The organism is Streptomyces stelliscabiei (assembly GCF_014873495.1).
Lineage (GTDB): Bacteria > Actinomycetota > Actinomycetes > Streptomycetales > Streptomycetaceae > Streptomyces > Streptomyces bottropensis.
In genome coordinates this window covers 1,401,859-1,428,237 of record NZ_JADBGF010000001.1, presented here as the reverse complement: position 1 = coordinate 1,428,237, position 26,379 = coordinate 1,401,859, and the positions used below count along the sequence as shown (strand labels likewise).

Sequence of the window (26,379 nt, the reverse complement as noted above, 5' to 3'; positions counted from 1 at the left end):
CCAGGCAGGCCGAAGGGATCCGGAATGCTCCGCAAGGTACTGGTCGCCAACCGCGGCGAGATCGCGATCCGCGCGTTCCGCGCAGGCTATGAAGTGGGCGCGCGGACGGTCGCCGTCTTCCCCCACGAGGATCGCAACTCGCTGCACCGGCTCAAGGCCGACGAGGCCTACGAGATCGGCGAACCGGGCCACCCCGTGCGGGCCTATCTCTCCGTCGAGGAGATCATGCGCGCCGCCCGCCTGGCCGGAGCCGACGCCGTCTACCCGGGCTACGGGTTCCTGTCCGAGAACCCCGAACTGGCCCGGGCGTGCGAGGAGGCCGGCATCACGTTCGTCGGCCCCAGCGCGCACATCCTGGAGCTGACGGGCAACAAGGCGCGCGCGGTGGCCGCCGCCCGCGCCGCCGGCGTACCGGTCCTCGGCTCCTCCGAGCCCTCCACCGACGTCGACGAACTGGTCCGCGCCGCCGACGGCATCGGCTTCCCCGTCTTCGTCAAGGCCGTCGCCGGCGGCGGCGGACGCGGCATGCGCCGTGTCGAGGACCCCGCCACGCTGCGCGAGTCCATCGAGGCGGCGTCCCGCGAGGCCGCCTCCGCGTTCGGCGACCCCACCGTCTTCCTGGAGAAGGCCGTCGTCGAGCCACGCCACATCGAGGTGCAGATCCTCGCCGACGGCCACGGCGACGTCATCCACCTCTTCGAACGCGACTGTTCGGTGCAGCGCCGCCACCAGAAGGTCATCGAGCTGGCGCCCGCCCCGAACCTCGACCCGGCCCTGCGCGACCGCATCTGCGCCGATGCCGTCCGGTTCGCCCGCGAGATCGGCTACCGCAACGCGGGCACCGTCGAGTTCCTCCTCGACCGCGACGGCAACCACGTCTTCATCGAGATGAACCCGCGCATCCAGGTCGAGCACACGGTCACCGAGGAGGTCACCGACGTCGACCTCGTCCAGTCCCAGCTGCGGATCGCCGCCGGGGCCACCCTGGCCGACCTCGGGCTGTCCCAGGAGACCGTCACCCTGCGCGGCGCCGCCCTCCAGTGCCGTATCACCACCGAGGACCCCGCCAACGGCTTCCGGCCCGACACCGGCCGCATCAGCGCCTACCGCTCGCCCGGCGGCTCCGGCATCCGCCTCGACGGCGGCACCACCCACGCCGGTACGGAGATCAGCGCCCACTTCGACTCCATGCTGGTCAAGCTGACCTGCCGGGGCCGGGACTTCACCACCGCCGTCAACCGGGCCCGCCGCGCGGTCGCGGAGTTCCGCATCCGGGGCGTCTCCACCAACATCCCGTTCCTCCAGGCCGTCCTCGACGACCCCGACTTCCAGTCCGGCAACGTCACCACGTCGTTCATCGAGCAGCGCCCGCACCTGCTCACCTCCCGCCACTCGGCCGACCGTGGCACGAAGCTGCTCACCTATCTGGCCGACGTGACCGTGAACAAGCCGAACGGCCCCCGCCCCGACCTCGTCGACCCGGCGACCAAGCTGCCGAGGCCCACGCCCGCCGCGGCCGAGCCTCCGGCCGGCTCGAAGCAGAAGCTCGTCGAACTCGGCCCGGAGGGCTTCGCCCGCTGGCTGCGCGAGTCGCCGACCATCGGCGTCACCGACACCACCTTCCGGGACGCCCACCAGTCGCTGCTCGCCACCCGGGTCCGTACCAAGGACATGCTCGCCGTCGCCCCCGTCGTGGCCCGGACCCTCCCGCAACTGCTCTCCCTGGAGTGCTGGGGCGGCGCCACCTACGACGTCGCCCTGCGCTTCCTCGCCGAGGACCCCTGGGAGCGCCTGGCCGCCTTCCGCGCCGCCGCCCCCAACATCTGCCTCCAGATGCTGCTGCGCGGCCGCAACACCGTCGGCTACACGCCGTACCCCACCGAGGTGACCGACGCCTTCGTCCAGGAGGCCACCGAGACCGGCATCGACATCTTCCGGATCTTCGACGCGCTCAACGACGTGGGCCAGATGCGGCCCGCCATCGACGCCGTACGGGCCACCGGAACAGCCGTCGCCGAGGTCGCCCTCTGTTACACCTCCGACCTATCGAACCCCGCCGAGCAGCTCTACACCCTCGACTACTACCTCCGGCTGGCCGAGCAGATCGTCGAGGCGGGCGCCCACGTCCTGGCCGTCAAGGACATGGCGGGCCTGCTGCGCGCCCCCGCCGCCACCAAGCTCGTGACCGCACTGCGCCGCGAGTTCGACCTGCCGGTGCACATCCACACCCACGACACCGCGGGCGGCCAGCTCGCCACCTACCTCGCCGCGATCCAGGCCGGCGCCGACGCCGTCGACGGGGCCGTGGCGTCCATGGCGGGCACCACCTCGCAACCGTCGCTGTCGGCGATCGTCGCCGCGACCGACTACTCCGACCGCCCCACCGGCCTCGACCTCCGGGCCGTCGGCGACCTGGAGCCCTACTGGGAGAGCGTCCGCCGTATCTACGCCCCCTTCGAGGCCGGCCTCGCCTCCCCGACCGGCCGGGTCTACGACCACGAGATCCCCGGCGGCCAGCTCTCCAACCTGCGCACCCAGGCCGTCGCGCTCGGCCTCGGCGACCGCTTCGAGGACATCGAGGCGATGTACACCGCCGCCGACCGCATCCTCGGCCACCTGGTGAAGGTCACCCCCTCCTCCAAGGTGGTCGGCGACCTCGCCCTGCACCTCGTCGGCGCCGGAGTGACCCCGGCCGACTTCGAGGCCACGCCGGACCGGTTCGACATCCCCGACTCCGTCATCGGCTTCCTCCGCGGCGAGCTGGGCACCCCGCCCGGAGGCTGGCCCGAGCCCTTCCGCAGCAAGGCCCTCCAGGGCCGCGCCGACGCCAAGCCCGTCCAGGACCTGGACGCCGAGGACCGCGCCGGACTGGAGAAGGACCGCCGCGCGACCCTCAACCGGCTGCTGTTCCCCGGCCCGACCCGCGAGTTCGAGACCCACCGCCAGACCTACGGCGACACCAGCGTCCTCGACAGCAAGGACTTCTTCTACGGTCTCGGCCCCGGCAAGGAGTACGCGGTCGACCTGGAGCCCGGTGTGCGGCTCCTCATCGGTCTGGAGGCCGTCGGCGAGGCGGACGAACGCGGGATGCGCACGGTGATGTCCACCCTGAACGGCCAGCTCCGGCCGATCCAGATCCGAGACAGGGCCGCCTCCTCCGACATCCCCGCCACCGAGAAGGCCGATCGTTCGAACCCCGGCCATGTCGCCGCCCCGTTCGCCGGCGTGGTCACCCTCGCCGTCGCCGAGGGCGACGAGGTCGCGGCGGGCGCGACGGTCGCCACCATCGAGGCGATGAAGATGGAGGCCACCATCACCGTCCCGAAGGCGGGACGGGTGTCCCGGCTGGCCATCAACAAGATCCAGCAGGTGGAGGGCGGAGACCTGCTGGTCGAGATCGTCTGAACCCCGCGGGGGCGGGTGCCGTCCCGGTCGACCGGAACCCCGGCCCCGACCGGAACGGCGGGCGCCCCGCCGGAACCCGCCGACGTGGCAGGCCGAGTGCGGGCCGTGACGCGGCTCAGGGGCGGGGTGACGGCTCGCGGCTCAGGGGCGGGGTGGAGGTTCGGCGGCCGGCCGGGCGCGATGCCGCGAACGAAGCCGACCCCTTTGTCCCGGGGCGAACGGGGCCGGAGCGGGGCGGCGGTGTGCGGTGGTCTGTCGCGGGTGAGCCCTCGGCACGGCGCGCGTCCGCGCCTGCCGGGTGTCAGCGCGCGGCACCGGCCTCCCAGCGTGCCGCGGCCACCAGTCGGGCCGTGAAGGCGTGTTGCGGGGTGGTGAGGAGCTGTCGGGCGGGGCCCTGTTCGACCAGGTGTCCGGCGTCCATGACCGCGATGCGGTGGGCGACGGCGGCGGTGTCCAGGTCGTGGGTGATCAGGACGAGAGCCGGGCCGGCACGTTCGCCGTCGCCGAGCAGGCCCATGAGGACGTCGAGGATGTCGCGCCGGGTGACGGCGTCCAGGCCCGAGGTGATCTCGTCGCAGATCAGGACGCGAGGACGGGCGAGGAGGGCGCGGGCCAGGGCCGCTCGCTGGAGTTCGCCGCCCGAGAGCCGGGCGGGGCGACGGCGCACCAGCTCCGGGGGGAGACCCAGACCTGCCGTGGTCGTCAGCGCCTGCGTTTCGGCGGCCCCGGCGTCCACCGCGCGCAGCCGGACCGCCGTGCGGGCGATCTGGGGCAGTACCGGCCGGTGCTCGTCGAAGGCGGCGCGGGCGTCCTGGAAGACGTACTGCACCGCCGCCAGCTGTCCCCGGCCGCGATCGCGCAGGCTGCGCGGCAGCGGGGTGCCGTCGAGGAGGAGTTCGCCGTCGAGGTCCCGGTGGAGCCCGGCGAGACAGCGGGCGAGCGTGGTCTTGCCGCTGCCCGACCGGCCCACGACAGCCATCAACTCTCCTGAGTACAGGGCGAGTTCGTTGACATGCACGGTCGCCGCCGTGCCTCGCGAGCCGTCGCGGTGGCGGGCGGTGAGATCGCGTACCCGCAGCACGGGCGCGTCGGCTGTCCGGGCGTTCGGGGCGTGGGAGCCCGCGCGCGGGGCCGTGCTTTCGCCCGCCCGGGGCGCCTGCCCTGTCTCCGGGAACCACGCTCGCACGGACAGGAGTTGCCGGGTCCACTCGTGCCGGGGCGCCGCCCACACCCGCGCGGTGGGACCCGACTCCACGACCCGTCCCGCACGCATGACGTGGACCTCGTCGGCCAGCGCGCGTACGACGTCGAGGTCATGGCTCAGCAGGACGATCGCGATGCCGCGCGCCGCGACCGCCGCCAGTTGTGCGACGACCAGGCGCTTGGTCAACGTGTCCTGGCCGGTGGTCGGTTCGTCGGCTACCACGACCCGGGCCCCGAGCAGGAGGGCCTGGGCGAGGACGACGCGTTGCTGCTGGCCGCCGGAGAGCTGGTGCGGGTAGCGGCGCAACAGGACGGCACCGTCGGGGAGTTGCGCATCCGCCAGGGCGCGCAGGACGCGCTCCCGGGCGGCTGCCCGGCGGGCGCGCCGGGGGAGTCGGCGCACCTGGGCACGGGCGATGTCGGTGAGCAGGGCACTGATCCTGCGGGCGGGGTTGAGCACGGCCGCCGGATGCTGGGGCACGTATCCGACCGGGCCTGCGGTCGCCAGGCGGACCTCGCCGGCGACGCGCGCGCCGGGCGGGTACTCGCCGAGCAGCGCCAGTCCGGTGGTCGTCTTCCCGCTGCCCGAGGCGCCCACCAGCGCGGTGATCCGCCCGGGCAGCACCCGCAGATCCACCCCGTCGACGATCGCCCGGCCGCCCACCTCGACCCGTAGGCCGGTGATCTCGGCGAGGGGGTCCGGGGCGACCCGGCTGGTTCCGTCGGCGTGCCGGTTCACGACCGTCGCTCCTTCCGTACGTGAACCGGTGCCGGAACCCGGGCGCGCTCACGGCGCCCGGCGCGCCCACCCGGCTTCTCCAGCGCCGCGTCGACGAGGAGGTTCGTGCCCGTGGTCAGCGCGACGATCAGCAGGGCGGGGACGACCACGGCCCACGGCTGCACGAACAGACCCGTACGGTTGCGGTCGACCATGACCGCCCAGTCGGCGGCGTCCGGGGCCGCCCCGACACCGAGGAACGCGGCCGTGGCGACCAGGTACAGAACACCGGTGAGCCGGGTGCCGGCGTCGGCTCCGAGGGTGCGCAGGATGCTGCGGCCCACATAGCCGACAGCGGTACGCCACCAGGTCTCGCCCTGGAGGCGGAGCGCCTCGACGACCGGCCGGGCGGCGGCCTCGGTGGCGGCGGCGCGCACGAGGCGGGCGGCGTCCGGCACGTTGACCAGCGCGACGAGGAGCGCGAGGCCGACGGCTCCGGGGGTGAGCACGGACGCGACCAGCAGGATCAGCAGCAGCGACGGCACGGCGATCAGGACGTCCAGGGGCCGCATCAGCAGCTCCTCCAGCCGGCGGCGGTGCGTCAGCGCCGCGAGCAGACCGACCGGCAGGGCGACGAGATAGGCGAGCGCTCCGGCGCCGAGCGCGGTCAGCACGACCGGCCGGCCTCCGTGCAGCACCTGCCGCCACACGTCCCGGCCCACGAAGTCCGTGCCGAGCCGGTGTCCGCCGCCGAGCGTGAAGGACGTGGCCCGTGCCCCCGGCTCTCCCGCGAACACCGGTCCCAGGAGGGCGAGCACGAGAGGGACGGCGATGACCGCGACGCCGAGCGCGAACCGGCCCGTACGCCGCCGGGCGCGGGCGACGACGCCCGTGCCGGGGTCCGTGCCCGGTGTCATGCCGCCACCCCCGCCCGGGGGGCCAGCCGGCGGGCGACCACGTCCGCGCCCAGGTTGAGCACGACGGTCAGGACGCCGAAGACCACCGCGAGGCCCTGGACGACGGGGACATCGCGTTCGGCGACGGCGTTGAGGAGGACGGTGCCGAGTCCGGGGATCACGTAGAGGGCCTCCACGACGATGACACCGCACAGCAACCAGTCGACCGTACGGGCGAGTTGCTGGGCGGCGGGGGCGAGGGCATGGGGGAGGGCGTGGGCGTAGCGGACCCGGGCGCCCGGGACGCCGTACCGGCGGGCGTGGGCGACGAACGGGGAGGCGAGGGCGTCCACCATGCCGGCGCGGACCAGGCGGGCCAGGGAGCAGACCGGCCGGGATAGCAGGACGAGGACGGGCAGGACCAGCGCGGCCGGATGGCCGAGCAGGTCGGTGCCGTAGCCGACGGCGGTCGGCGGCAGCCAGTCCAGCCGCAGGGCGAAGAGCGTCACCAGCAGCACTCCGAGGGCGAACTCGGGGACCGCGTACACGGCGAGCGTCACGGAGCTGACCACCCGGTCGACGGGCCCGCCCTCGTGCCGGGCGGCCAGCACGCCCAGCCCGAAGCCGATCGGCACGAGCAGAGCCACGGTGAGCGCGGCGAGCAGCAGGGTCGGGCCGAAGCCGTCGGCGATGTACCGGCCGACCGGGCGGCCGGAGGTGAGGGAGGTACCGAAGTCGCCGTGCACCAGGCCGAGCGCCCAGTCGGCCAGCCGCTCGTGCACCGGCCGGTCCAGGTGCATCGCCTCGCGGATGGCGGCGATGCGCGCCGGGTCGGGCTGGTCGCCGGCCAGGGCGACCGAGGCGTCGCCCGGCAACGCCTCGGTGAGCGTGAAGACCAGCAGCACGACGGCCACGGTCTGGGCTGCGCCGAGCAGGAGGCGCCGGGCCACGAAGGGGAGAGGGAGCGCCGGGCGGGTGCTGCGCCGTCGTGGCTGGTCGCGCGGTTCCCCGCGCCCCTTCGTGGCGCTCGTCGTCACGCCAGCCACACCCTGTCGAAGCGTGCCCAGTCGAGGGTGTTGGCGGGGGCCTTGGTCTCAACCCCCTTGACGGTCCTGCCCGTTCCGATGATCCAGTCGGCGAACCCCCAGATCAGGAAGCCGCCCTCGGCGTACAGTCGGCGCTGCATCCGCTCGAAGAGCGCCGTTCGCTCCGTCCTGTCCCGGGTGGACTGCGCCTGCCGGTACAGCGCGTCGAAGTCCTTGTGGCGCCAGTGGGTGGCGTTGGTGGTGGAGTCGGTGAGCAGCCGCTGCGAGATGTGCGCCTCGATGGGCATGGCGCCGGAGCGGTAGCAGGAGAGGGTGCCGGAGTCGAGGATGTCGCTCCAGTACGAGTCCTTGCTGCCCATCCTGACGTCGACGGTGACGCCCGCCTTCGCGGCCTGGTCGCGGAAGATGCCGGCCGCCTCGGTGAATCCGGCGGCCACGGCCGAGGTGTCCAGCGTGACCCTCAGCTTCTCGGCGCCGGCCCGCTTCAGCAGTGCGCGGGCCCGGTCGAGGTCCTGCTCGCGCTGCGGGAGGCCGGCGGCGTAGTACTCGTAGCCCTTGCCGAAAAGGTCGTTGCCGACGACGCCCGCGCCCGACAGGGCGCCGTCGACGAGCTCCTGACGGTCGGCGATCAGGAAGAACGCCTCCCGCACCCGTTTGTCGTCGAACGGTGCCCGGTCGGTCTTCATGCAGAACGCCTGCATGGCGCTGTTGCGCAGCCGGACGATCTCGATCTGTCCCTTCCCCTCGTGGGCGCGGGCGGTGGCGGGGTTCAGTTCGTGGGCGTACTCGACCTGGCCGCCCAGGAGCGCGTTGACCCGGGCCGACTCCTCGTTGGCGACGACGAATTCGAGTTCGTCGAGGTGCGGGGCACCCTCCCAGTAGCCGTCGTGGCGGCGGAAGACGGCCGAGCGGCCGGGGGCGAAGGACACGAAGCGGAAGGGGCCGGAGCCGACCGGCTTCCGGTCGAAGTCGGCGTCGGCGGTGTTCTCGGGGACGATGTACGCGCCGAACGCCGCCAGCACGTTGGGGAATTCGGCGGTCGGCCGCTTCAGCACGAACTCGACGGCCCGTTCACCGGTCGCCCGGCTCGCGTCGAGGTCGATGGGCTCCAGGGACGCCTTCGCGCGGAACGCCTTCCCGGGATCGGCGATACGGCGGTAGCTGAACAGCACGTCCTTCGCGGTGACCGGCCGTCCGTCGTGGAAGGCTGCCTCGCGCAGGGTGACCCGCCAGCGGTCCAGGGCCTTGTTCGACTCCCACCTCACCGCGAGGCGCGGCCGCGCCGACAGGTCGGCGCCGTAGTCGGCGAGCTTGTCGAACAGGGCCTTGGCTCTGGCGACATCGGCGAAGAGGTTGGCCCTGTGCGGGTCGAGGGTCTCACCGGCGCCGCCGCCCGCGAACGCGGCGCGCAGCCGCCCGCCGCGCTTCGGTCTGCCGTCACCGCCGCCCGCCCCGGCGTCCGTACCGTCGCCGGCGCCGCATCCCGTCAGGGCGAGCGCGCCGAGTGCGACGGCACCTGTCGCGGCTCCTGTGGCGGCGAGGAAGCCGCGTCGGCGCAGGCCGGGGAAGCGTTCGTCGTGCATGAGGGTTCCTTGGGTGTGAGGGGGAGGAGGGGTCAGCGGGCGGCGGAGAGCCGGGCGACGACGTGCAGCCGGTCGGCGTCCGCCGTGCTGCCGGGCAACCGGCCGTCCTGCCACGGTGGTTCGGTGCGCGGGCCCGGCCCGTCGTGCAGTTCGAGCACCTCGAAGCCGTGCGTGGCGAGGACGTGGCGCAGCTCCTGCGGGAACAACAGCCGCCAGGCGGACCGCTGTTCGGACGGCGGAGCGCCGCCGTCCGAAGTCCAGACGCGGGTACGGCACAGCAGCTGGGCGGTGCGGTCCACGGTGAGGGTGGTGGTGGACCGGTAGGCGGTGCCCTGCCAGGTGAAGGCGTGGACGGCCGGGGTGTCGAGCAGATCGGTGCGGCCCAGGAAGTAGGCGCCGTTGCGCATCTCCGCGACCAGCAGTCCACCGGCCGACAGCGCCCGGCGGCAGGAGGAGAGGAAGCCGTCGAGCTGGTCGGCGGTGTGGCAGTACAGGAGCGAGCTGTCCAGGCACACCACCGCGTCGAAGGCGGCCCGGCCCAGGTCGAAGCCGCGCAGATCGGCCCGCACGTACGCCGGCCCGGGGTGTCGGGCCCGGGCGTGGGCGAGCATCGCCTCGGACAGGTCGGCCGCGGTCACCTTACGGCCGGCGTGGTGCAGGTGGGCCGCGTCGCGCCCGGTGCCACAGCCCATGTCCAGGACGCGCGGCCCGGCCCCGTGGCGCCGCAGACAGTCCTCGGCCCAGCGCCCGGCCAGCCGCCCGGGATCGGGGAAGCGGGCCTCGTACAGCTCGGGGTTGTCGGTGAGGAGGTTGGCGTGCGTCATGCGCTGCTCCTCTCACCGACCGGAGCGGGGGCGGCGACCGGGGGCGCGGGCAAGGCCCCCTGCCGGTGCAGCCAACCGACGCCGGCCGCCGAGACGAGACCGAACACGGCGCAGCACGCCCAGGGCAGCCAGGCGTGGCCGCCGTGTCTGCCGGCGTCCATGGCCCACCCGACGGCGGCGTTGCCGACGGCCGCGGCGATGCCGGAGACGACGTAGAAGACGCCGAAGTACGTTCCGGTCAGTTCCGGGCGTCCGAAGCGGGGGATCAGCTCCATCACGAACGGCGAGGCGACCATGAGGCCGAGGTGGAGGAGCAGCGCTGCGAGCAGGACGGGCACGGCGGCGAGCCGTCCCGAGGCCCCGAGACCGGTCGCCACGGCCGGCGGCAGGAACGCCAGGCCCGTCACGACGAGTCCCACACCGATCCAACGCGCCCTGTCTCCGCGCGATGTGAGCGATCGGGTGATGCGCAGCTGGAGCGCGAGGTTGGCGAGCGTGCCGACGAGGAGGACGAGCCCGGCCGCACCGTCCCAGCCGGTGGCCTCCCGCGCCCCGGCGGGCAGCAGCAGGTACAGCTGGTTCTCCAGGGTGAACATGCCGACCATGGCGAGCGCGAACGCCAGGAAGGCGCGGTTGCCGAGCACCTCCCGCCAGTCCCCGAGGACTCCGCCGCCGCTCGGCTCGACCTTCCGCGCGGGCAGGACGAGGGCCTGCGCGACGGTGAGGGCCGCGAAGATCCCGGCGGCGGTCAGCGCGGACGTGCGGAAGTCCACGAGCAGCAGCGCGCTGCCCAGCAGTGGCCCGATCAGGGCGCCCGTCGTCGCGAAGACGTTGAACAGCGCGAACGCCTCCGCCTTGCGCTTCCCGGACTCCTGCGACAGATACGTCCGCACCGCAGGGTTGAACAGCGCCCCGGCGAGCCCGCTGAGCACTGAGGCGGCGAGCAGTACGGGCAGTCCGTCACCGAGGGCGAACAGCGCGAAGCCGACGGTCCGCAGCGCACAGCCGGCGATGATCACACCCCGTGCGCCGAGCCGGTCCGAGGCGGAGCCGCCGATGAGGAACAGGCCCTGCTGGCTGAGGTTGCGGACCCCCAGGACGATCCCGACGACGGCCGCCGACATGCCCAGGTTCTCGGTGAGGTGGGTGGCGAGGTAGGGGATCAGGAGGTAGAAGCCGATGTTCACGCCGAGCTGGTTGACCAGGAGGAGTCGGACGGCGAAGGGGAAGCGGCGTATCTCATGCCACGTCTGCACGGCGTATCTCCCCCGTTCCGTCGCGTCGTCCGTCCGCTTCGGCGCCCTTGTCGGTGGCGCGAAGCCGAACTCCCAGCCCCGGCAGGCCGGTTGTGCGTACGCAGCCGTCGGTGCCGCCGATTCCGGTCCAGGGGTCGGCGGCGAGCAGGAGGTGTCCGTCGAGGTCCACCCAGCGGGCCCGGTCGGCGAGGTGGACGGCGGGGGCGAGACCGAGGGTGCTGGCGGTGAGGCAGCCGAGCATCAGCTCGGTGCCGCTGCCCTCGATCGCCTCGGCGATCCGCAGGGCCGCGTGGACGCCGCCGCACTGGGCGAGCTTGACGTTGACGCCGTGCACCCGTCCCGCCAGCCGCCGCACGTCCTGGAGCCCCACGGCGTCCTCGTCGGCGATGACGGGCAGCGGCGAGCGCTCCGCGAGGGCGGCCAGCGCCTCCGGATCGCCGGGCACGAGGGGCTGTTCGACGGCCTCCACCCCGAGGTCCGCGAAGCGCGGCAGCAGGGCCTCGGCCTGTGCCGACGTCCAGGCGCCGTTGGGGTCCAGGAGCAGCCGGGCCCGGGGCGCGGCGGTCCGGACGGCCCGGACGCGCTCGATGTCCTCCTCCGGGTCCGGGGCGCCGGCCTTCACCTTGACGATCTCGAAGCCGCTCGCGGCCAGTCGGCGTGCCGCGGCCCCGGCGCGTGACGGCGAGGTGATGCCGATGGTCCGGGCGGTCGCGGCCACCGGAGCGGACGGGGCGCCCAGCAGACGGTGGACGGGGCTGTCCGCCCGCCTGCCGACCAGATCGAGGAGTGCGGCGCCGACGGCGGCGGTCACGGCCGGCGCGGTCTCCGGGGGAGCGGCCCACTCACCGGCGCGCAGCGCCTCCAGCGCGCTCTCCGGATCGCGGAAGCGGCCGAGGCCGGCGGCGGCGTCCGCGAACAGCCGTCCCAGGGTGTCGGCGTCGAGGCCGTGGTAGACGCTGGTGACGGCCTCGCCGTGGCCGTGCCGCCCGTCGTCGTCCTCGACGGTCAGCCACACCGCGTCGCGTGCGGACATGGTGGAGCGGGAGATGCGCAACGGCTCGGCGAGTGCGAGGCGCACGGTGCGCCGGGTGACCTTCACAGTCTCTCCTCCGGACGGGGGACCTCAAGGGGGTCGCGGACCCTGCCGCACCGGACCCAGCCGACGGCCTCGGCCGCGCCGGGATGCGGGATCTCGACGGGGCGGACGGCGGCGGAGGCCGGGTCGATGCCGTGGGCGGTGGCGAAGTCGTCGTCGTAGACGCTGCCGAGGTAGCGGTGCGGGCCGTCCGGGAAGACGGTGGCGACGACGGCGCCCGGGTGGACGCGGGCCGCCCAGGCGGCGACCAGCGCGACCGCGCCGGTGCTCCAGCCGCCGCTGACGAAGCTGCCCCGCGCGAGGCGGCGGCAGCTGTCGACGGCCTCGGCCGGGCCGACCCAGTGCACCTCGTCGAAGGCGTCGTAGGCGACGTTGCGCGGGTGGATGCTGCTGCCCAGGCCGCGCATCAGCCTCGGCCGGGCCGGCTGGCCGAAGATCGTCGAGCCGGTGGAGTCGACGCCGACGAGGCGCAGCGCGGGCCAGTGCCGCCGCAGCGGGCCGATGATGCCCGCGCTGTGGCCGCCGGTGCCGACGCTGCACACCAGGACGTCCACGTGGTCGAGCTGGACGGCGATCTCGGCGGCGAGCGAGGCGTATCCGGCGGTGTTGTCGGGGTTGTTGTACTGGTCGGGCCAGTACGCCCCGGGCAGTACGGCGAGCAGTTCCCGCAGCCGCGCGAGGCGGGCCGCCTGCCAGCCGCCGATGGCCGCCGGGCGGTCCACCAGCTCCAGCCGGACGCCGTGGGAGCGCAGCAACTGCCGCATGGACGGCTCCAGTTCGCTGTCGCCGACCAGGACGACCGGATGGCCGAGCGCCTGTCCGGCGAAGGCCAGCCCGATGCCCAGCGTGCCGGAGGTCGATTCCACCACGGGGGCGCCGGGCCGCAGTGCACCGCGCTCCCGGGCGCCCAGGAGCATGGACACGGCGGCCCGCGCCTTCATACCGCCGGCGGCGAGTCCTTCCAGCTTGGCCCAGAACCCCGGCTGCGGGCCGGGCAGGTCGGCGGTGATGCGCGCCAGGGGCGTCCGCCCGACGAGGGACAGCAACTCCGGGCGGGCGACGGTACGCAGGACGGTCGTCGACGTCATGGGCGGTCTCCGGCCTGCGGACAGGTACCCCGGACGGGGCCCGCCGCGTCCGGGCGGTAGCGGTGCAGGGTGCCCGGTCCCGCGTCCAGCCAGAAGAAGGGGTACGGCTCCGCGCACACCGCGCTCACGCCGTGACCGAGGAACCGGGGCAGCACCGCACTGCCGGTCTGCGCGAACATCACCAACTGCTTGCCCCGCGACAGGGCGTGCCGCCGCAGCGGCTCGAAGCTTCCGTTGCCCAGGGTCATCCCGGAGACCAGCAGCGCGTCACAGGAGCCGGCGGCCGCGAGCGCGTCGGTGACGACCGGCTCCCCCCACTCCGTGACGCCGCCCTTGAGGTCGCACGGCACAGAGCGGAGTCCGCGCGAACGCAGGGCCTCCAGAAGGGAGTTGACGACCCCGACCACGAGCACGGTGGCGCCCGCCGGCAGATCGATCAGTTCGACGACGGCCCGCGCCCGCGCCCGTGACTTCTCCAGCGAGGTACCGGCCGGCAGGGGGTAGGGGTGTGCCCCGTGCTCCGGTGTGTGCGGGCGGACGTGCATCAGATAGGCGTCCAGCGCGGCGACCCGCACCGGAAGCAGGGGATGCGCGAGGAGCCGGGCGACATCGGCGCCGGCGCAGTCGTCGACCGCCGCGTCGGGCAGGGCGCCGGGTTCGACCGCGCAGGACCCCACGGCGCCGCCGAGCCGCAGACTGAGCACCTCGTTCCGGTAGCCGGTGCCCCGTCCGTCGTGCCGCGCCGCCTGCCGCGTCACGAACGCCACCGAGACACGCAACGTCCGTGGATCCGGGCCGAGTTCACCCGCGAGAGCACGCTCCAGCAGGTTCTCGTTCGTCGTGGCGGCGCCGGCCGCCGGCGCGACGGCGGTCACCGGATCACCAGCCCGTCGCGCAGCTCGGCCAACAGCGCCTCGACCTGATCGCGGGCGCCGGACCCGGCCGGGTCGCCCACCATGACATGGCCGAGATACTCGTTGTTGCTGCCGGCCGATCGGACCTGTCGGCCGGGCTCGGCGAGCCGCACCTCCAGCACACCGGCCCGGTCGGCGAGCGGGCCGCCGTCCAGTGCTTCGAGGGTGCCCGACGTGTCCGGTACGAGGAAGCCGACGGCGGCGCTGCGCAGTCCGGTCTCCCGGCGCCGCAGATCGGGCGCACGGCCGAGGGCGACCTCCACGGCGGCCGCGGCGAGGTCGATGCCGGTGACATGGCGGATCAGTTCGGTGATGCGGTTCCCGGCGGGCCGGGGGTTGACCTCGACCACGCGCGGGCCGGCCGGGGTCAGCTTGATCTCGGTGTGGGCCACGACGCCGTCGGTCAGCCCGAGTGCCTTGAGGGCGTTCAGCGCGGTCTGCTCGGCGGCCTCGGCGTCGGCGCCCGTCAGGGCGGCGGGGAACATGTGCCCGGTCTCGATGAACGCGGGCGCCCCGCCGACGCTCTTGTCGGTCACGCCCACGACGTGCACGGCCCCCGCGTGCGACACGGTCTCGACGCTCACCTCGGGACCGGTCAGCAGCTCTTCGAGGAGGACGGCGGGCACCCGGCGCTGCCCGCGCGCGTTCAGTGGAAAGTCCGCCAACGCGGCCACCGCGGCGGCCAGTTCGCTCTCGTCGTCCACGCGCCGCACGTACATGCCCGCGCACAGGTCGACCGGCTTCACGACCAGCGGATAGCCGATCTCCCGTGCCGCGCGGGCGAGATCGCCCCACTCCTCGTGGAGGGCGAACCGGGGGCCGGGCACGTCGGCGTCGGCGAGGACGCGGCGGGTGGCGTCCTTGCGGCAGGCGTCCGCGACGGCCCGCGGGTCGGGCCCCGGGAGTCCGAGATGGCCGGCGATCCGGGCGACCGTCGGCAGGTAGTAGTCGCAGGAGGAGATCACCCCGTCGAAGCCGAACACCGCGTGCAGACGCGCCGCCTCCGGGAGGAGGGCGTCGAGGTCGTTGGTGTCGGCCGTGACCACGTTCCGCGCGCCGAGCAGCGGATGGGCCGTGCCCTCGGGGGCCGAGCGCAGGTAGTGGTGCAGGTCGCGGGTGAGGAACGTGAACTCGTGTCCGCCTTCACGGATGGCCCGTGGCAGCAGTCTGCTCATCGATCCGACCCAGCTCTCGACCACCAACAGATGAGCCACGGCTCCCCTTTTCGTGCGGTGCGTTCAGGCGTGAGGGCAGCCCGACGACGCCTCCGGCAGAGGAGGCGCCCGGCTTGACATGCCCACCTTATCGATAACCGTTTTCATTGTCATGTGTGAGGTCGGTGCGGTGCGACGGGTGGCGGTCGGGGCCAGGGATCATCCGATCTCGACCACGCGGGCCCAGGCCGGGGGCGAGTGCGGTACGTAGTCGGGGTCGTCCTCGCTCCACGTGGTGCGTCGGGAATGCCGGGGGAACAGACCGACCACGGTCCGGCACGGTGGCCGGGAGGCCGGCCAGGGGGTCTGCCCGTCGGTGAGGGCCACGATGACGTCGGGCCTCGGGTGGCTGCGGAGCGCCCTGGTGAATCCCGCACGCAGGTTCGTACCGCCGCCGCCCAGCAGGGGAATGCCCTCCGCCTTGCACAGCGGATGGGCGATCCGGGCCGCCGCGTCGCACGGGACGACGGTGACGAGGTCCCGTCGGCCGCCCACCGCACGGGAGATCGCCGCGACCTCCAGGAGCGCGCTGCCCAGTTCCGCGTCGCTCACCGACCCCGAGGTGTCGATGATCACCGAGACATGGGGCGGCCGGCGACGCAGGCTCGGCAGCACGGTGCCGGGCACGCCGGCCGAGCGCCGCGACGGCCGGCCGTAGCTGTAGTCCTCACCCGCGCCGGGCGCGGACGCCGCGGACCGGACCGCCGCGCCCAGCAACTCCCGCCACGGCTGGGGCGGATGGAACGCCTCCTCCGCCCAGCGCTTCCAGCCCGCCGACGCCGACCCCGGCCGGCCGGTGATGCCCCGCGCCACCCGGAACCGGACCGCGTCCCGTTCCTGCTCGCTCAGGCCGTGCGCCCCGTCCGCCCCCAGCTCCCACTCCCGTTCCAGACCGTCGGCGCCACTGCCGCAGTCCAGCCACGCGAACTCGCCCGTCCGCGGGCCCAGTTGGAACCGGCGCAGGTAGTCCTCCATCAGCTGTCCCTCGGGCAGCCTGAGGGACGCCGGATCGACGGCGCCCTCGGGCTTGACCAGTCCGTCGCCGAACGCGTCGTCGTTGATCTCGCAGTCGGCGGCGATGTTCATCCGCAGCCGCTCCCCGGGGCCGGACAGCCCCCGCTCCTTGGCGACCCGGTCGCTGCGCCCGTGATGGTCCCGCAGAAGATGCGACACCTCGTGCACCCACACCCCGGCCAGCTCCTCGACCGGCCTGCGGTCCACGAAGTCCGGGGAGACGTAACACCGCCAGTACCGGTCGACCCCCATGGTGGGCACCCGCCGGCACTCGACGACGTGCAGCGCGAACAACGCCGACGCCAGATAGGGGCGGGCCCGGGCCGCCTGCAGCCGGGCGGCGTAGAGCTTGTCGAAGTCGAGCCCCCGCGGGCCGGCTGCGCGGGGGCTCGGCGCGGAACGCGGGGGCGTGGGGACGCCCGTGTTCGTCGCACCGGTGGGGGTGGTTGCCCGCGTGCTCGTGTTCGTCGCACCGGTGGGGGTGGTTGTCCGCGTGCTCGTGTTCGTCGCACCGGTGGGGGTGGTTGTCCGCATCCCCGTGCCGGTATCTGTCGCATCGGCGCCGGTGCTCGTCCCCGCCCCAGCGCCACCGTCGCCCGCACCCGTGTCGCCGGCCACCGCACCCACGCCCGTGGTCGCCCCCTCACCCGTGTCGGCGCTCAACGGCGCGCCCCGTTCGCCTTCTTGGCGCGGGCGGCTGCCTCGTCCGCGCGCCGGGACAGGGTGACCACGCCGGCCAGGTTCTCGATCGCGGACGGCACGTCCCAGTCGTCGCGGCGCAGTGACGCGAGGGTGGTCGCGGGAACGACCACCAGATCCGGGGCCCCGGTCTCCAGCGCCCGCACCAGCAGCGCCCACGCCGCGTCCCAGCGGTCCTTCTCCGGGCGGGAACGGACCGCCGCCACCACGCCGTCGAGCACCGCCTGCCGCAGATCCCCCCGCTCGGGCAGGTCCGCCCCCGCCGGGTCGGCGAGCAGCGTCTCCGGATCCGGCAGGTCCAGCCGGTCCAGAGAGGCCAGCAGTTCCAGACCCGGACCGTCGCCCACGGTGCCCCGCACCAGTTGGGAGAGCACATCGCGCGACACATCGGCGGCGGTCGCGAAGGCGATCAGATGCAGCGTCATCTCCCAGCTCCGGGGCGACGGCCACGCCCCGCCCCGGCGGCTCTCGCTGGAGGGCAACTGATGCACGAGCTTGGGCCGGGCGGCCAGCAGCGCGCACACCGCGCGCCGGGCGAAGTCCACCGCCTCCGCCAGCCGCTCCGGTGCGAGCCGCGGCAGCGTGGCCCGCGGCCAGGTCCCCCCGAGACCCCGGACGACGACCTCGTGGTCGTGCGTCCACTGCAGATGCACGAACCGGTTGGCCAGCGGCGGGCTCAGCTCCCACCCGTCGGCCGCCGACGACCGGGGGTTGGCGGCGGCCACGATCCGTACGCCGGGCGGCAGTCGCAGCGCGCCGATCCTCCGCTCCAGCACCAGGCGCAGCAGCGCGGCCTGGACGGCGGGCGGCGCCGTCGACAGCTCGTCCAGGAACAGCAGCCCCCGGCCCGCGCGCACCAGCCGCACCGCCCAGTCCGGCGGGGCCATCGGCACTCCCTGCTCGGCCGGGTCGTCCCCCACGATCGGCAGGCCCGAGAAGTCGGACGGCTCGTGCACGCTGGCGATCACGGTCGTCAGCGGAAGGTCCAGGGCGGCGGCGAGCTGTGTCAGCGCCGCGGTCTTGCCGATCCCCGGCTCGCCCCACAGCAGTACGGGCAGGTCGGCGGCGACGGCCAGTGTCAGTGCCTCCAGCTGGGCGTCGGGGCGCGGTTCGGTGGTCGTGGTCCGCAACAGGCTCAACAGGTCAGCCGCGACGTCGAGTTGAGTGAGGTGACCGGGGGCGGAGGGCTCGGAGACGGTGGTGGGCAGGGCGAACGGCGTGCATGTGGGCATAGGGGGTCACCTTGGGGGTGTAGGGGGCACGAAGGCTTCGGTGGGTGCGGCCAGGGAGCGGGAGTGGGCCACGGGTCCCGGTCAGAAGAAGGACGCGGTGCGGGGGCGGCGGTGGCGGGGAGGGCGGCGGCCGGTCTCGGCGCGTGCGCCTCGGGGGAGGGGATCGGCGAGACCGGACCGGTACAGGCCGTAGACGATCCGCCGTCGCGCGGCCGACTCCAGCTCGTCCCGCAACGGTCCGTCGCGCAGTACCGCCTCGGGGCCGAGGAGCCCCTCGACGACGGCCAGCGCACCGGCGATGTCCCCGTGGTCCAGGCGTTCGCGTACGCCGGACAGACAGTCCGGGCGACGGTGCGCCTCGTCGATGGCCCGGAGACAGGGGAGGGGAGTACCGGTCAGCCGGACCAGCAGTTCCTCCCGCCGAAGCTCGGCCGGGTCATGGTCCAGGGCCACCAGCGACCCGCCGACCAGCCCGATCCGGTGCCGCTCTCCCCGGCACTCCACGATGCGCGGCCGGCCGGCAAGGTCCGGAGCCTCGCCGGGCCCGGACCGTACGTGATCCGGTACGAGCGCCGACGCGACCAGCGGATGCAGCCGCCCGGCGTCGAGCGCGCCCGCACGGAGCAGCTCCAGGTCGGGCGGCGTCCAGGTCGCGGCGTCGGGCAGGACCGGCAACGAGGTGAAGGCTCCGTCGTCGCCGGACGCGGCCGTGATCCGCAGCGAGTACGAGGGCGACCCGCCGCCGTCGCCGAGCCCCGCGCGGGCGTCCACGTCCGGCCCCTCGCCCACTCCCGAGCCCCGGCCCAGGACAAGGTCCGGGTCCGGGTCCACGGCAAGGTCCAGGAGCAGCCGGCGCCGGGCGCCGCACCGTACGAGAACGGTCCCCGCGGACCGCCCCTCGGCGCGCAGCACGATCGCCGCCTCCTCCGCCCACCGTTCGACGGCGCAGCCGAGTTCCGCGGCGGGCGTTCCCCCCACATCCGGCCCCGGCGGGCGCGGCCCAGGCGGCCGATCCGCTGCGGAACGAGCGCGCAGCTCGGCCACCCTGCGCGCGTCCCACAGGTGGCGGTGCAGATCGAGCCGGTACCGGCGACTGGGGCGCGGATGCGGATGAGCGCGGGCACCGGGGTCGGAGCGGGACCCGTCCCACACCGCGAGACTGATCCGCTGCCCGGCGTCCGCCCAGGCGGGCGGAGTCCGGGCCACGAGGTGCACGGAGGACGGGCAGTCACGCCCGGCCACCGGGTACCGGGCCAGCGTCAGGGTCAGGCCCGGCCGCAGCAGCCCGTCGGGAGCGATCCTCGGCATGTGCCAGCGCAGCAGGTCCGGAGCCAGGTGGCGGAGATCGGCCCGTACGCGGGACGCCAACTCCCGGCCGTGGCCGCGCGCCAGGGCACGCAGGTCGAGGTCGACGTCGACGCCCGCGGCGGCGCACGCACCGGCCCAGTCGCCGACGGCACGGCGAGCGGTCGCGGTCTCGACCATGGAGGGTGGCACGGCGAACTCGCGCACGCGCAACCAGAGGGAAAGGCGGGAATCCCCGTGCGAAGCATCAGTGAGCATCAGCACTCACCTTGCTCGGACGGGACCCCCGTTCTGTCGATGGAGTGAGTAGTCATCGCGGGGACCGTAACGCCACCCGGCCCGATCCCGCATCTGTTTTTCCGGGTCCGCCGCGTCCGAGCAGCCGCGGACGTCCGAGTGGTGACCCCCGGGGCACCGGCGTACGGTCGAACAGTGAACGCGGCGGTGGACGGAACCGTTCACCGGACCCTGCCTTTGCGAAACGCCATGAGCAATCCTCAGCCGACTTCCCCAGCTCGCACCACCACCCAGGAAAAGGGTGGTGGCGGGAGTGCGATGGCACTGTTCGTCATCGCCTCGTGTCAGCTGATGGTGGTGCTGGACATCACCATCGTGAACATCGCCCTGCCGGACATCCAGCGTTCGCTGGACTTCTCGACGACGAGCCTCGCCTGGGTGGTCAACGCGTACACGCTGACCTTCGGCGGACTGTTGCTGCTCGGCGGCCGGGCCGGTGACATCCTCGGCCGGCGCCGGGTCTTCATCTTCGGCGTGCTGTTGTTCGTGCTGGCCTCGCTCCTCGGCGGCCTCGCCCAGAACGAGTTCCAACTCCTCGCCGCCCGCGCCCTCCAGGGTGTCGGCGGCGCCATCGCGTCCCCGACCTCCCTCGCCCTGATCAGTACGACCTTCCGTGAAGGGCCGGAACGCAACCGGGCGTTCGGGGTGTTCGCGGCGGTCTCGGCGGGCGGCGGCGCGATCGGGCTGCTCGCCGGCGGCGTGCTCGTGGAGTGGCTGAACTGGCGGTGGGTGCTGTTCGTCAACGTGCCTATCGGACTGCTGATCGTGCTGGCGACACCGCGCTGGATCAAGGAGTCCGAGCGCACCCCCGGGCACTTCGACATCACCGGAGCCCTGACCTCCACCCTGGGCATGGTGTGCCTGGTGTACGGCTTCATCCGGGCCGCGCAGGAGGGCTGGCGGGACCCGCTCACCCTGGCCTCGTTCGCCGGTGCCGTCGTGCTCCTCGTGGCGTTCGTGCTGGTGGAGAAGCGCTCCCGGCAGCCGATCACGCCCCTGCACATGTTCGCCGACCGCAACCGCGCGGGAACGTACGGCATCATGCTGTGCCTGGCGGCCGCGATCTTCGGCATGTTCTTCTTCCTCACGCTGTTCACCCAGAACGTGCTGGGCTTCAGCCCGTTGGCCACCGGCCTCGCGTTCCTGCCGGTCAGTGCCGTCATCGCGGTCGGCGCCGGGCTGGCCTCGCGGTTCCTGCCCGTGTACGGACCCAAACCGTTCATGGTGGGGGGCGCGATCCTCGCGGCGGCCGGTCTCGGCTGGCTGACCCTGACCGATGTCCACTCCACCTACGCCGGCAGCGTCCTCGGCCCGATGCTCGTCTTCAGCCTCGGCATGGGCATGGAGTTCGTCTCACTGACCCTGATGGCGCTCTCCGACGTCCCGAACGCCGAGACCGGCGCGGCCTCCGGACTCCTCAACGCCACCCAGCAGGTGGGGGGTTCGCTCGGCCTGTCCATCCTCGTCACGATGTACGGCACGGCCAGCACCAACGAGGCGGCCGAGCAGATCCCGGACTTCCTGTCGCAGGCGACGCCGGCCGAGCGCCTGCGGTTCGAACAGACCGGGCAGCTTCCGCAGCCCTGGTCCGACGAGGTGCTCACCGCGGGCGTCTCGGCCGCCTTCGTCATGGCCGCGATCTTCACCGTCGTCGCGGCGCTGATCGCCGTCCTGGCCATCCAGGTGCGGCCCTCCGACCTGGAGCGGCTGAAGGGCGGGGTCGGGCCGGGCCCGGGTTGAGCGGCCGGGCCCGGCAGGGCAGTGGGCACTGGGGTCAAGTCGTCGAGCAGGCAGCCCCGTTGAGCGTGAACGCGGTGGGCGCCGGGTTGGTGCTGCCACGGCTCGCGGTGAAGCCGAGGGTGACCGATCCGGCGGCCGGGACGGTCGCGGTGTAGGAGGCGGCGGTGACGGTGACGGCCGCGCCGGACTGGGCCGCCGTACCGCCCCACAGGCTCGATACGCGCTGGCTGTCGGGGAAGGTCCAGCGCAGGGTCCAGCCGTTGACGGCCGAGGCGCCGGTGTTGCGGATGACGATCTCGCCCTGGAAGCCGCCGGACCACTCGCCCGTCACCCGGTAGCCGACGGCACAGGCCGCCGGGGAACCGCCGGAGGCGGTCGTGACGTTCACCGTTCCCGAGCGCGCCGAGCGGTTGCCGGCCGCGTCGCGCGCGTACACGGCGAAGGTGTGGGACGTGGCGGGGGCCAGCCCGGTGAGCGTGGCGGAGGTGCCGGTCGTGGTGGTCGCGGCGGTCTCGGTGGCGCCGTTGACCCGGACCACGTCGTAGCCGGTGACACCGCTCGCGTCGGTGGCGGCGGACCAGGTCAGGGTGGCGGACGAGGAGGTCACCACGGAGGCGGTCGGGGTGCCCGGGGCCGTCGGGGGAGTGGTGTCGCCGCCGGAGGAGGCGTAGATCGCGGCCTCCTTGGACGTGGCGGCGATGCCGTTCGCGCCGTTGAAGAGGCGCTGACCCCAGCTGGTCAGCCGGTTCGGGTCGAAGCCGGTGACCATGTCCAGGTACTCGACACCGCCGCCGTTGCCGCTCCAGGACCAGCCGAGGTAACCGAGGCCGAGTCGCTGGGCGGTGGCGAGGATGGCGTCCTCGTCGGGGTTGCCGTCCGAGTGGTCGTGCCCGAACTCGCCCACCACGATGGGCAGTCTGGCCGCCACGAACCGGTTGAGGTAGTCGTTCACCTCCGCCGCCGTGTCGAAGACGCCGTACATGTGGATGGAGAAGATCGTGTTGGCGTCCGGGTCGGCGGCGAAGACGGAGGCCGCGTTGTCGCGCATCGTGAACGCCCAGTCCTGGCCCCAGTTGGGGGCGTCGACCATGATCGTGTGGCCGAACCCGGCGGCGCGCAACTTCTGGATCGCGGCCTTGGTGTCGGCGGTCCAGCCCGCGTAGTTGTCGTTGCCGTACGGCTCGTTGCCGATGTTGACGATGACGTGGTCCTCCTGACCCGTCAGCGCGCTCCGCACCCCGATCCAGTAGTCGGCGGCCCGGGAGAGCGTGACCGCCCCGCTCTGCTCGCCGTAGCCCGTGGTGTCGTGCACCTCCAGGACGCAGATGAGCCGGTTCCGCTTGCACTGCGTCACGACGTTCGCCACGTCGGCCGTGTCGTTGCGGGTCCACCGGTCCCCGCTGGAGAGGACCACGCGAACGGTGTTGGCGCCCTTGGCCTTGATGTGGGCGAGCGAGCCGATCCGGTCGGCGTACCAGGTGTGGGCGTGGTTCACGCCACGCATCACGAAGTCGTTGCCGGAGCGCTCCAGCAGCCGGCCGTTCTCGATACGGAATCCGGGCGGCGCCGCGTGCGCCGGCGTGCCGAGGACGAACAGGGGGAGCAGCAGGCCGAGGAGGGCGGCGGCGAGGGTGGCCGCACGGGGGACCCGGGCGGGGGCGGTCGTGCGCTTACGGGATCTCATGGCGGCTCCAGGGAGGGGAGGTGGGGGGAGGTGGGGCAGGGGAGAGCGCCTGGGGGCTGGTGCCGGTGCCGGTGCCGGTCGTGGGGCAGTGGTCGGCCGGTGGTCCGGGGCGGTCGGCCGGTGGTCGGTCGGCGGTCCGCCGGTGGTGTCGCCGACCGGCCGATGGTTACGAGGTGGCCGTCGCCCGTGCCGTGCAGCCGACCGTCGCCGACGGCGTCCCGGCCGTCGTGGGCGTCGTGGCGACGAACCCGAACGTGGCGCTCGCGCCCGGTGCGAGCGTGCCGTTCCACGAGGCGTTGGTGACCGTGACCGTGCCGTCGGCCGCCGTGGCCGAGGTCCCGTTCCAGACCTGGGTGAGACGGGCCCCGCCGGCCGGCACGACCGTCACGGTCCAGCCCGTCACGGTGGACGTGGAGGTGTTCGTCACCGTCACCTCGCCCTGGTAGCCGCCCTGCCAGACGTTGGTGGCCCGGAAGACCGCGCCGCACGTGGGCCGGCCGCCGCCCGGATCGCCGGGGTCACCGGGATCGCCCGGATCACCCGGCACCCCCGCGTCCAGCACCGCGCTCAGCGCCGGATACCAGCGAGCGGCGATCTTGTCGTCGCCGGCGGAGTTCGGGTGGACCCCGTCGTAGGTGTCGGTGGCCGTGCTGAACCCGGTCCACTGGTCGACCACGGTCACGGGTGAGTCGACGGTGCTCGTCGCCCGGGCCCAGGCGGGGATCCGGGCGTCGAAGTCCACGACACGCTGCGCGCAGCCCGGGCAGCTGTCGGGGTTCATGGGGATGAGCTGCGCGACGAGGATCCGCATGTGCGGGTTGGAGGCCCGCATCTGGCCGACGAGCTTGGTGTACGCGGAGAGGATGCGGTCCGGGGCGATGCTGCTCCACACGTCGTTCGTGCCGAAATGCATGACAACGATGTCCGGGCGCGTCGCCGACAGTCGGGCGGGCAGCAGGTTCTGGTCGGCCACGTTGGTCACCAGCTCGCCGCCGTGGCCCTCGTTGTCGCCGTCGTGCTCCTGCCCGCAGCCCTGTGTGCCGAGTGTGCCGACGAAGTCGAGGTCCGTGTAGCCGGCGCTCCGCAGACGGTTCCACAGCACCGCCCGCCAGCAGCCGGGCGAACCCGTGATCGAGTCGCCGAGCGGCATGACGCGTACCGGGGCCGCGAGGGTCTCGGCGGTCGCCGGCCCGGCCGCGGCAGGTGGCGCGAGGGTCAGTGCGAGGGAGGCGAGCAGGGCGGCCAGCAGGCCGAGAAGCGGTAAGTGCCGTAAGGGGGAGTGAGGGGTGCTGCGCATGGATGGTCCCTTCCCTGACGTGAGATGGGAGCGCTCCCAGGTGAACATGCCATCGTTGTCATTTACGCGTCAAGACGGCTGCGTGCACATCTTCCGCCGGGGTTCGCGTCGATCGTGATGCCGCTTTCTCGCTCTCGGTCTGTTCAAGAATGCGAACGTCGATCATGTGCATGGTTATTGACGTGCTCGGGGCAACGGCTTTAGCGTCCGGGCTCGGAAAGCGCTTTCCCCTTCGGTTGCCCGGGAGACGACCCATGCGTCCACAGCGATTCACCGCGTGCGTAAGCCTGTTGAGCGTCCTGGCCGGCGGCCTGCTCGCCCTGTCCGCCCCGGCCGCGCACGCCGTCGGCAACATCTACGTGGCGACCAACGGCAACGACAGCAACGCCGGCACCCTGGCGGCCCCGTTGCGGACCGTCCAGCGGGCGGTGGACCTGGCGCAGGCGGGCGACTCGATCCTGATCCGGGGCGGAACCTACGCGCCGACGGCGAGCATCCAGTTGCTCAAGAGCGGCACGGCGAGCCAGCCCATCCGGCTCGGCAACTACAACGGCGAGCGGGTCGTCATCGACGGTGAGGGGATGCCGTACACCCCCGGCGCGGTCGGCTCCAGCATCCCCCGGGCCCAGCGGGGCGCGATCCACATCGAGGGGGAGTACTGGCGGCTGAGCGGACTGGAGATCGCCAACGGGCCGTACGGGATCTTCGGCGTGGACACCAGTGGCAACGTCTTCGAGCGGCTGGTCACGCGCGACAACTACGAGTCCGGCCTGCACCTCCAGGGTGCGTCGAGTGCCAACCAGATCATCAACCTGGACAGTTACGGCAACCGGGATCCGCGCAAGAACGGTGAGAGCGCCGACGGCCTGGCGATCAAGGAGGGTTCCGGGACGGGCAACGTCGTGCGCGGGGCCCGGCTGTGGAACAACGCCGACGACGGGCTGGACTTCTGGGAGTTCCTCTCGCCGGTGACGGTCGAGGCGAGCGTCACCCACGGCAACGGCTACAACCGCTGGAGCCTGCCGAACTACACCGGTGACGGAAACGGCTTCAAGCTCGGCGGCGGCGGTGACGAAGACCCGCCCGCGGGGCATGTCGTGCGCAACAGCGCGGCGTGGGACAACTCCGCCGGGGGGTTCATCGACAACGCCAACCCCGGTGCGCTGCTGGCCGAGCGCTGCACGGCGTGGCGCAACAAGGGCACCGGGTTCGACTTCGCCGACGCCGACGGCACACTGACCAAGAACCTCGCGGTCGCCAACGGCACGAACGTCTCGCTGGGCTCGAACTCCGGCGGCAGCGGCAACTCCTGGAACCTTGGCGGCACCTGGTCCTTCACGAGCACGGACGCGACGACGATCACCGGCCCCCGGACGGCGGACGGCTCGATCCCGACGTCACCGTTCCTGCGACCGGCGGGTGGTGCGGATGTGGGGGCGCGGTTCTGAGGGAGGGTGGCGCGGTGGCGGCGCCGGTCCGTTCGTGAGCGCCGACGCGGTGTCGACTGTCGGGGCGGAGGTGGCGGGCGGGTTCGCCGGGCGGAGGTGGCGGGCGGGTTGCTGCCGGGGTTCGGTGTTCCTGCGGTCCGGGGGCGGTGGGGGCGCGGCGCGGTTCTGAGGGATTCCGCACGTCGGCGGACGCCGACTTCGTTCGTGAGCGCGCACGCGGTCTCGCTTCCTGCGGGCTCGGCGGTGAACGGCCGGATTCCGGCGCGGTGTCCTGCGATCCGCGAGCACCGACGTGTCTGTCCGTCGTCGTCGCCGTCGCAGGCGTCGTCGCCGTCGCCGTCGCAGGCGGGGTGGCCGGCGGCCGGGTTGCGGCGTCCGTGTTGCTGCGGCCCGCGAGCGGCGCGGTTGCGACGGAGCACG

18 protein-coding genes are annotated in these 26,379 nt (G+C 73.5%); 3 read left to right on the top strand and 15 right to left on the bottom strand.

The features are described 5' to 3' along the window. The first annotated feature begins 24 nt into the window (after window positions 1-24). The gene (locus H4687_RS06175) at window positions 25-3,405 is read left to right on the top strand and encodes a pyruvate carboxylase (RefSeq protein ID WP_046913729.1); all 3,381 of its coding nucleotides are present in this window, start codon (window positions 25-27) and stop codon (window positions 3,403-3,405) included. A 301-nt stretch (window positions 3,406-3,706) separates the two neighbouring features. Here the strand turns inward: H4687_RS06175 and H4687_RS06170 are convergent, their stop codons facing one another. The 13 genes from H4687_RS06170 to H4687_RS06110 all read right to left on the bottom strand — a co-directional run bounded on the left by H4687_RS06170 (window position 3,707) and on the right by H4687_RS06110 (window position 19,751). After that, window positions 3,707-5,347, bottom strand: a complete 1,641-nt coding sequence (locus tag H4687_RS06170) for an ABC transporter ATP-binding protein (protein ID WP_050398044.1) — start codon at window positions 5,345-5,347, stop codon at window positions 3,707-3,709. After that, on the bottom strand, window positions 5,344-6,243 hold the full coding sequence (locus tag H4687_RS06165) for an ABC transporter permease (protein WP_046918491.1): 900 nt from the start codon (window positions 6,241-6,243) through the stop codon (window positions 5,344-5,346). Before H4687_RS06165 ends, H4687_RS06170 begins: the two co-directional genes overlap by 4 nt. Continuing rightward, on the bottom strand, window positions 6,240-7,172 hold the full coding sequence (locus tag H4687_RS06160) for an ABC transporter permease (protein ID WP_050398056.1): 933 nt from the start codon (window positions 7,170-7,172) through the stop codon (window positions 6,240-6,242). Before H4687_RS06160 ends, H4687_RS06165 begins: the two co-directional genes overlap by 4 nt. Before the next feature lie 83 nt (window positions 7,173-7,255). Continuing rightward, a complete protein-coding gene (locus tag H4687_RS06155) occupies window positions 7,256-8,851 on the bottom strand; it encodes an ABC transporter substrate-binding protein (protein ID WP_046915989.1) in 1,596 nt (531 codons plus the stop codon). Window positions 8,852-8,883: 32 nt separating this feature from the next. After that, a complete protein-coding gene (locus H4687_RS06150; RefSeq protein ID WP_046915988.1) occupies window positions 8,884-9,675 on the bottom strand; it encodes a class I SAM-dependent DNA methyltransferase in 792 nt (263 codons plus the stop codon). Next, window positions 9,672-10,931, bottom strand: coding sequence for an MFS transporter (locus tag H4687_RS06145; RefSeq protein ID WP_046915987.1), 1,260 nt, complete (start codon window positions 10,929-10,931; stop codon window positions 9,672-9,674). Before H4687_RS06145 ends, H4687_RS06150 begins: the two co-directional genes overlap by 4 nt. Continuing rightward, window positions 10,915-12,030, bottom strand: coding sequence for a mandelate racemase/muconate lactonizing enzyme family protein (locus H4687_RS06140; protein ID WP_046915986.1), 1,116 nt, complete (start codon window positions 12,028-12,030; stop codon window positions 10,915-10,917). Before H4687_RS06140 ends, H4687_RS06145 begins: the two co-directional genes overlap by 17 nt. Further along, entirely contained in the window at window positions 12,027-13,115 is a 1,089-nt protein-coding gene (locus tag H4687_RS06135) for a PLP-dependent cysteine synthase family protein (protein ID WP_046915985.1), read from the bottom strand. Before H4687_RS06135 ends, H4687_RS06140 begins: the two co-directional genes overlap by 4 nt. After that, complete coding sequence (locus H4687_RS06130; protein ID WP_046915984.1) at window positions 13,112-13,990, bottom strand: Rossmann-like domain-containing protein; 879 nt, start codon at window positions 13,988-13,990, stop codon at window positions 13,112-13,114. The genes H4687_RS06135 and H4687_RS06130 overlap by 4 nt, the downstream gene beginning before the upstream one ends. Then, window positions 13,987-15,243, bottom strand: a complete 1,257-nt coding sequence (locus tag H4687_RS06125; RefSeq protein WP_179860196.1) for an ATP-grasp domain-containing protein — start codon at window positions 15,241-15,243, stop codon at window positions 13,987-13,989. Before H4687_RS06125 ends, H4687_RS06130 begins: the two co-directional genes overlap by 4 nt. Before the next feature lie 159 nt (window positions 15,244-15,402). Next, window positions 15,403-16,920, bottom strand: coding sequence for a vWA domain-containing protein (locus tag H4687_RS06120; RefSeq protein WP_046915983.1), 1,518 nt, complete (start codon window positions 16,918-16,920; stop codon window positions 15,403-15,405). Next, window positions 16,917-18,188 carry an AAA family ATPase gene (locus tag H4687_RS06115; protein WP_046915982.1) on the bottom strand — a complete coding sequence of 424 codons (1,272 nt, stop codon included), beginning with the start codon at window positions 18,186-18,188 and terminating at the stop codon, window positions 16,917-16,919. The genes H4687_RS06120 and H4687_RS06115 overlap by 4 nt, the downstream gene beginning before the upstream one ends. Window positions 18,189-18,269: 81 nt before the next feature. Beyond that, window positions 18,270-19,751: a hypothetical protein gene (locus tag H4687_RS06110; protein WP_192781653.1), complete on the bottom strand. Its 1,482-nt coding sequence runs from the start codon at window positions 19,749-19,751 to the stop codon at window positions 18,270-18,272. 297 nt (window positions 19,752-20,048) lie between these two features. On the opposite strand from H4687_RS06110, the gene H4687_RS06105 reads away from it, so the two are divergent. Continuing rightward, window positions 20,049-21,530 (top strand): MFS transporter, encoded by a 1,482-nt coding sequence (locus tag H4687_RS06105; protein WP_046920387.1) that lies wholly within the window; start codon window positions 20,049-20,051, stop codon window positions 21,528-21,530. 34 nt (window positions 21,531-21,564) lie between these two features. Here the strand turns inward: H4687_RS06105 and H4687_RS06100 are convergent, their stop codons facing one another. Both H4687_RS06100 and H4687_RS06095 read right to left on the bottom strand, forming a co-directional pair. Next, window positions 21,565-23,214, bottom strand: a complete 1,650-nt coding sequence (locus H4687_RS06100) for a cellulase family glycosylhydrolase (protein WP_050398042.1) — start codon at window positions 23,212-23,214, stop codon at window positions 21,565-21,567. Window positions 23,215-23,380: 166 nt separating this feature from the next. Further along, complete coding sequence (locus H4687_RS06095) at window positions 23,381-24,511, bottom strand: GDSL-type esterase/lipase family protein (protein WP_046915017.1); 1,131 nt, start codon at window positions 24,509-24,511, stop codon at window positions 23,381-23,383. Between the two features lie 254 nt (window positions 24,512-24,765). Between H4687_RS06095 and H4687_RS06090 the strand changes: the two genes are divergently transcribed. Continuing rightward, the gene (locus H4687_RS06090) at window positions 24,766-25,959 is read left to right on the top strand and encodes a right-handed parallel beta-helix repeat-containing protein (protein ID WP_046915018.1); all 1,194 of its coding nucleotides are present in this window, start codon (window positions 24,766-24,768) and stop codon (window positions 25,957-25,959) included. Window positions 25,960-26,379 lie beyond the last annotated feature (420 nt).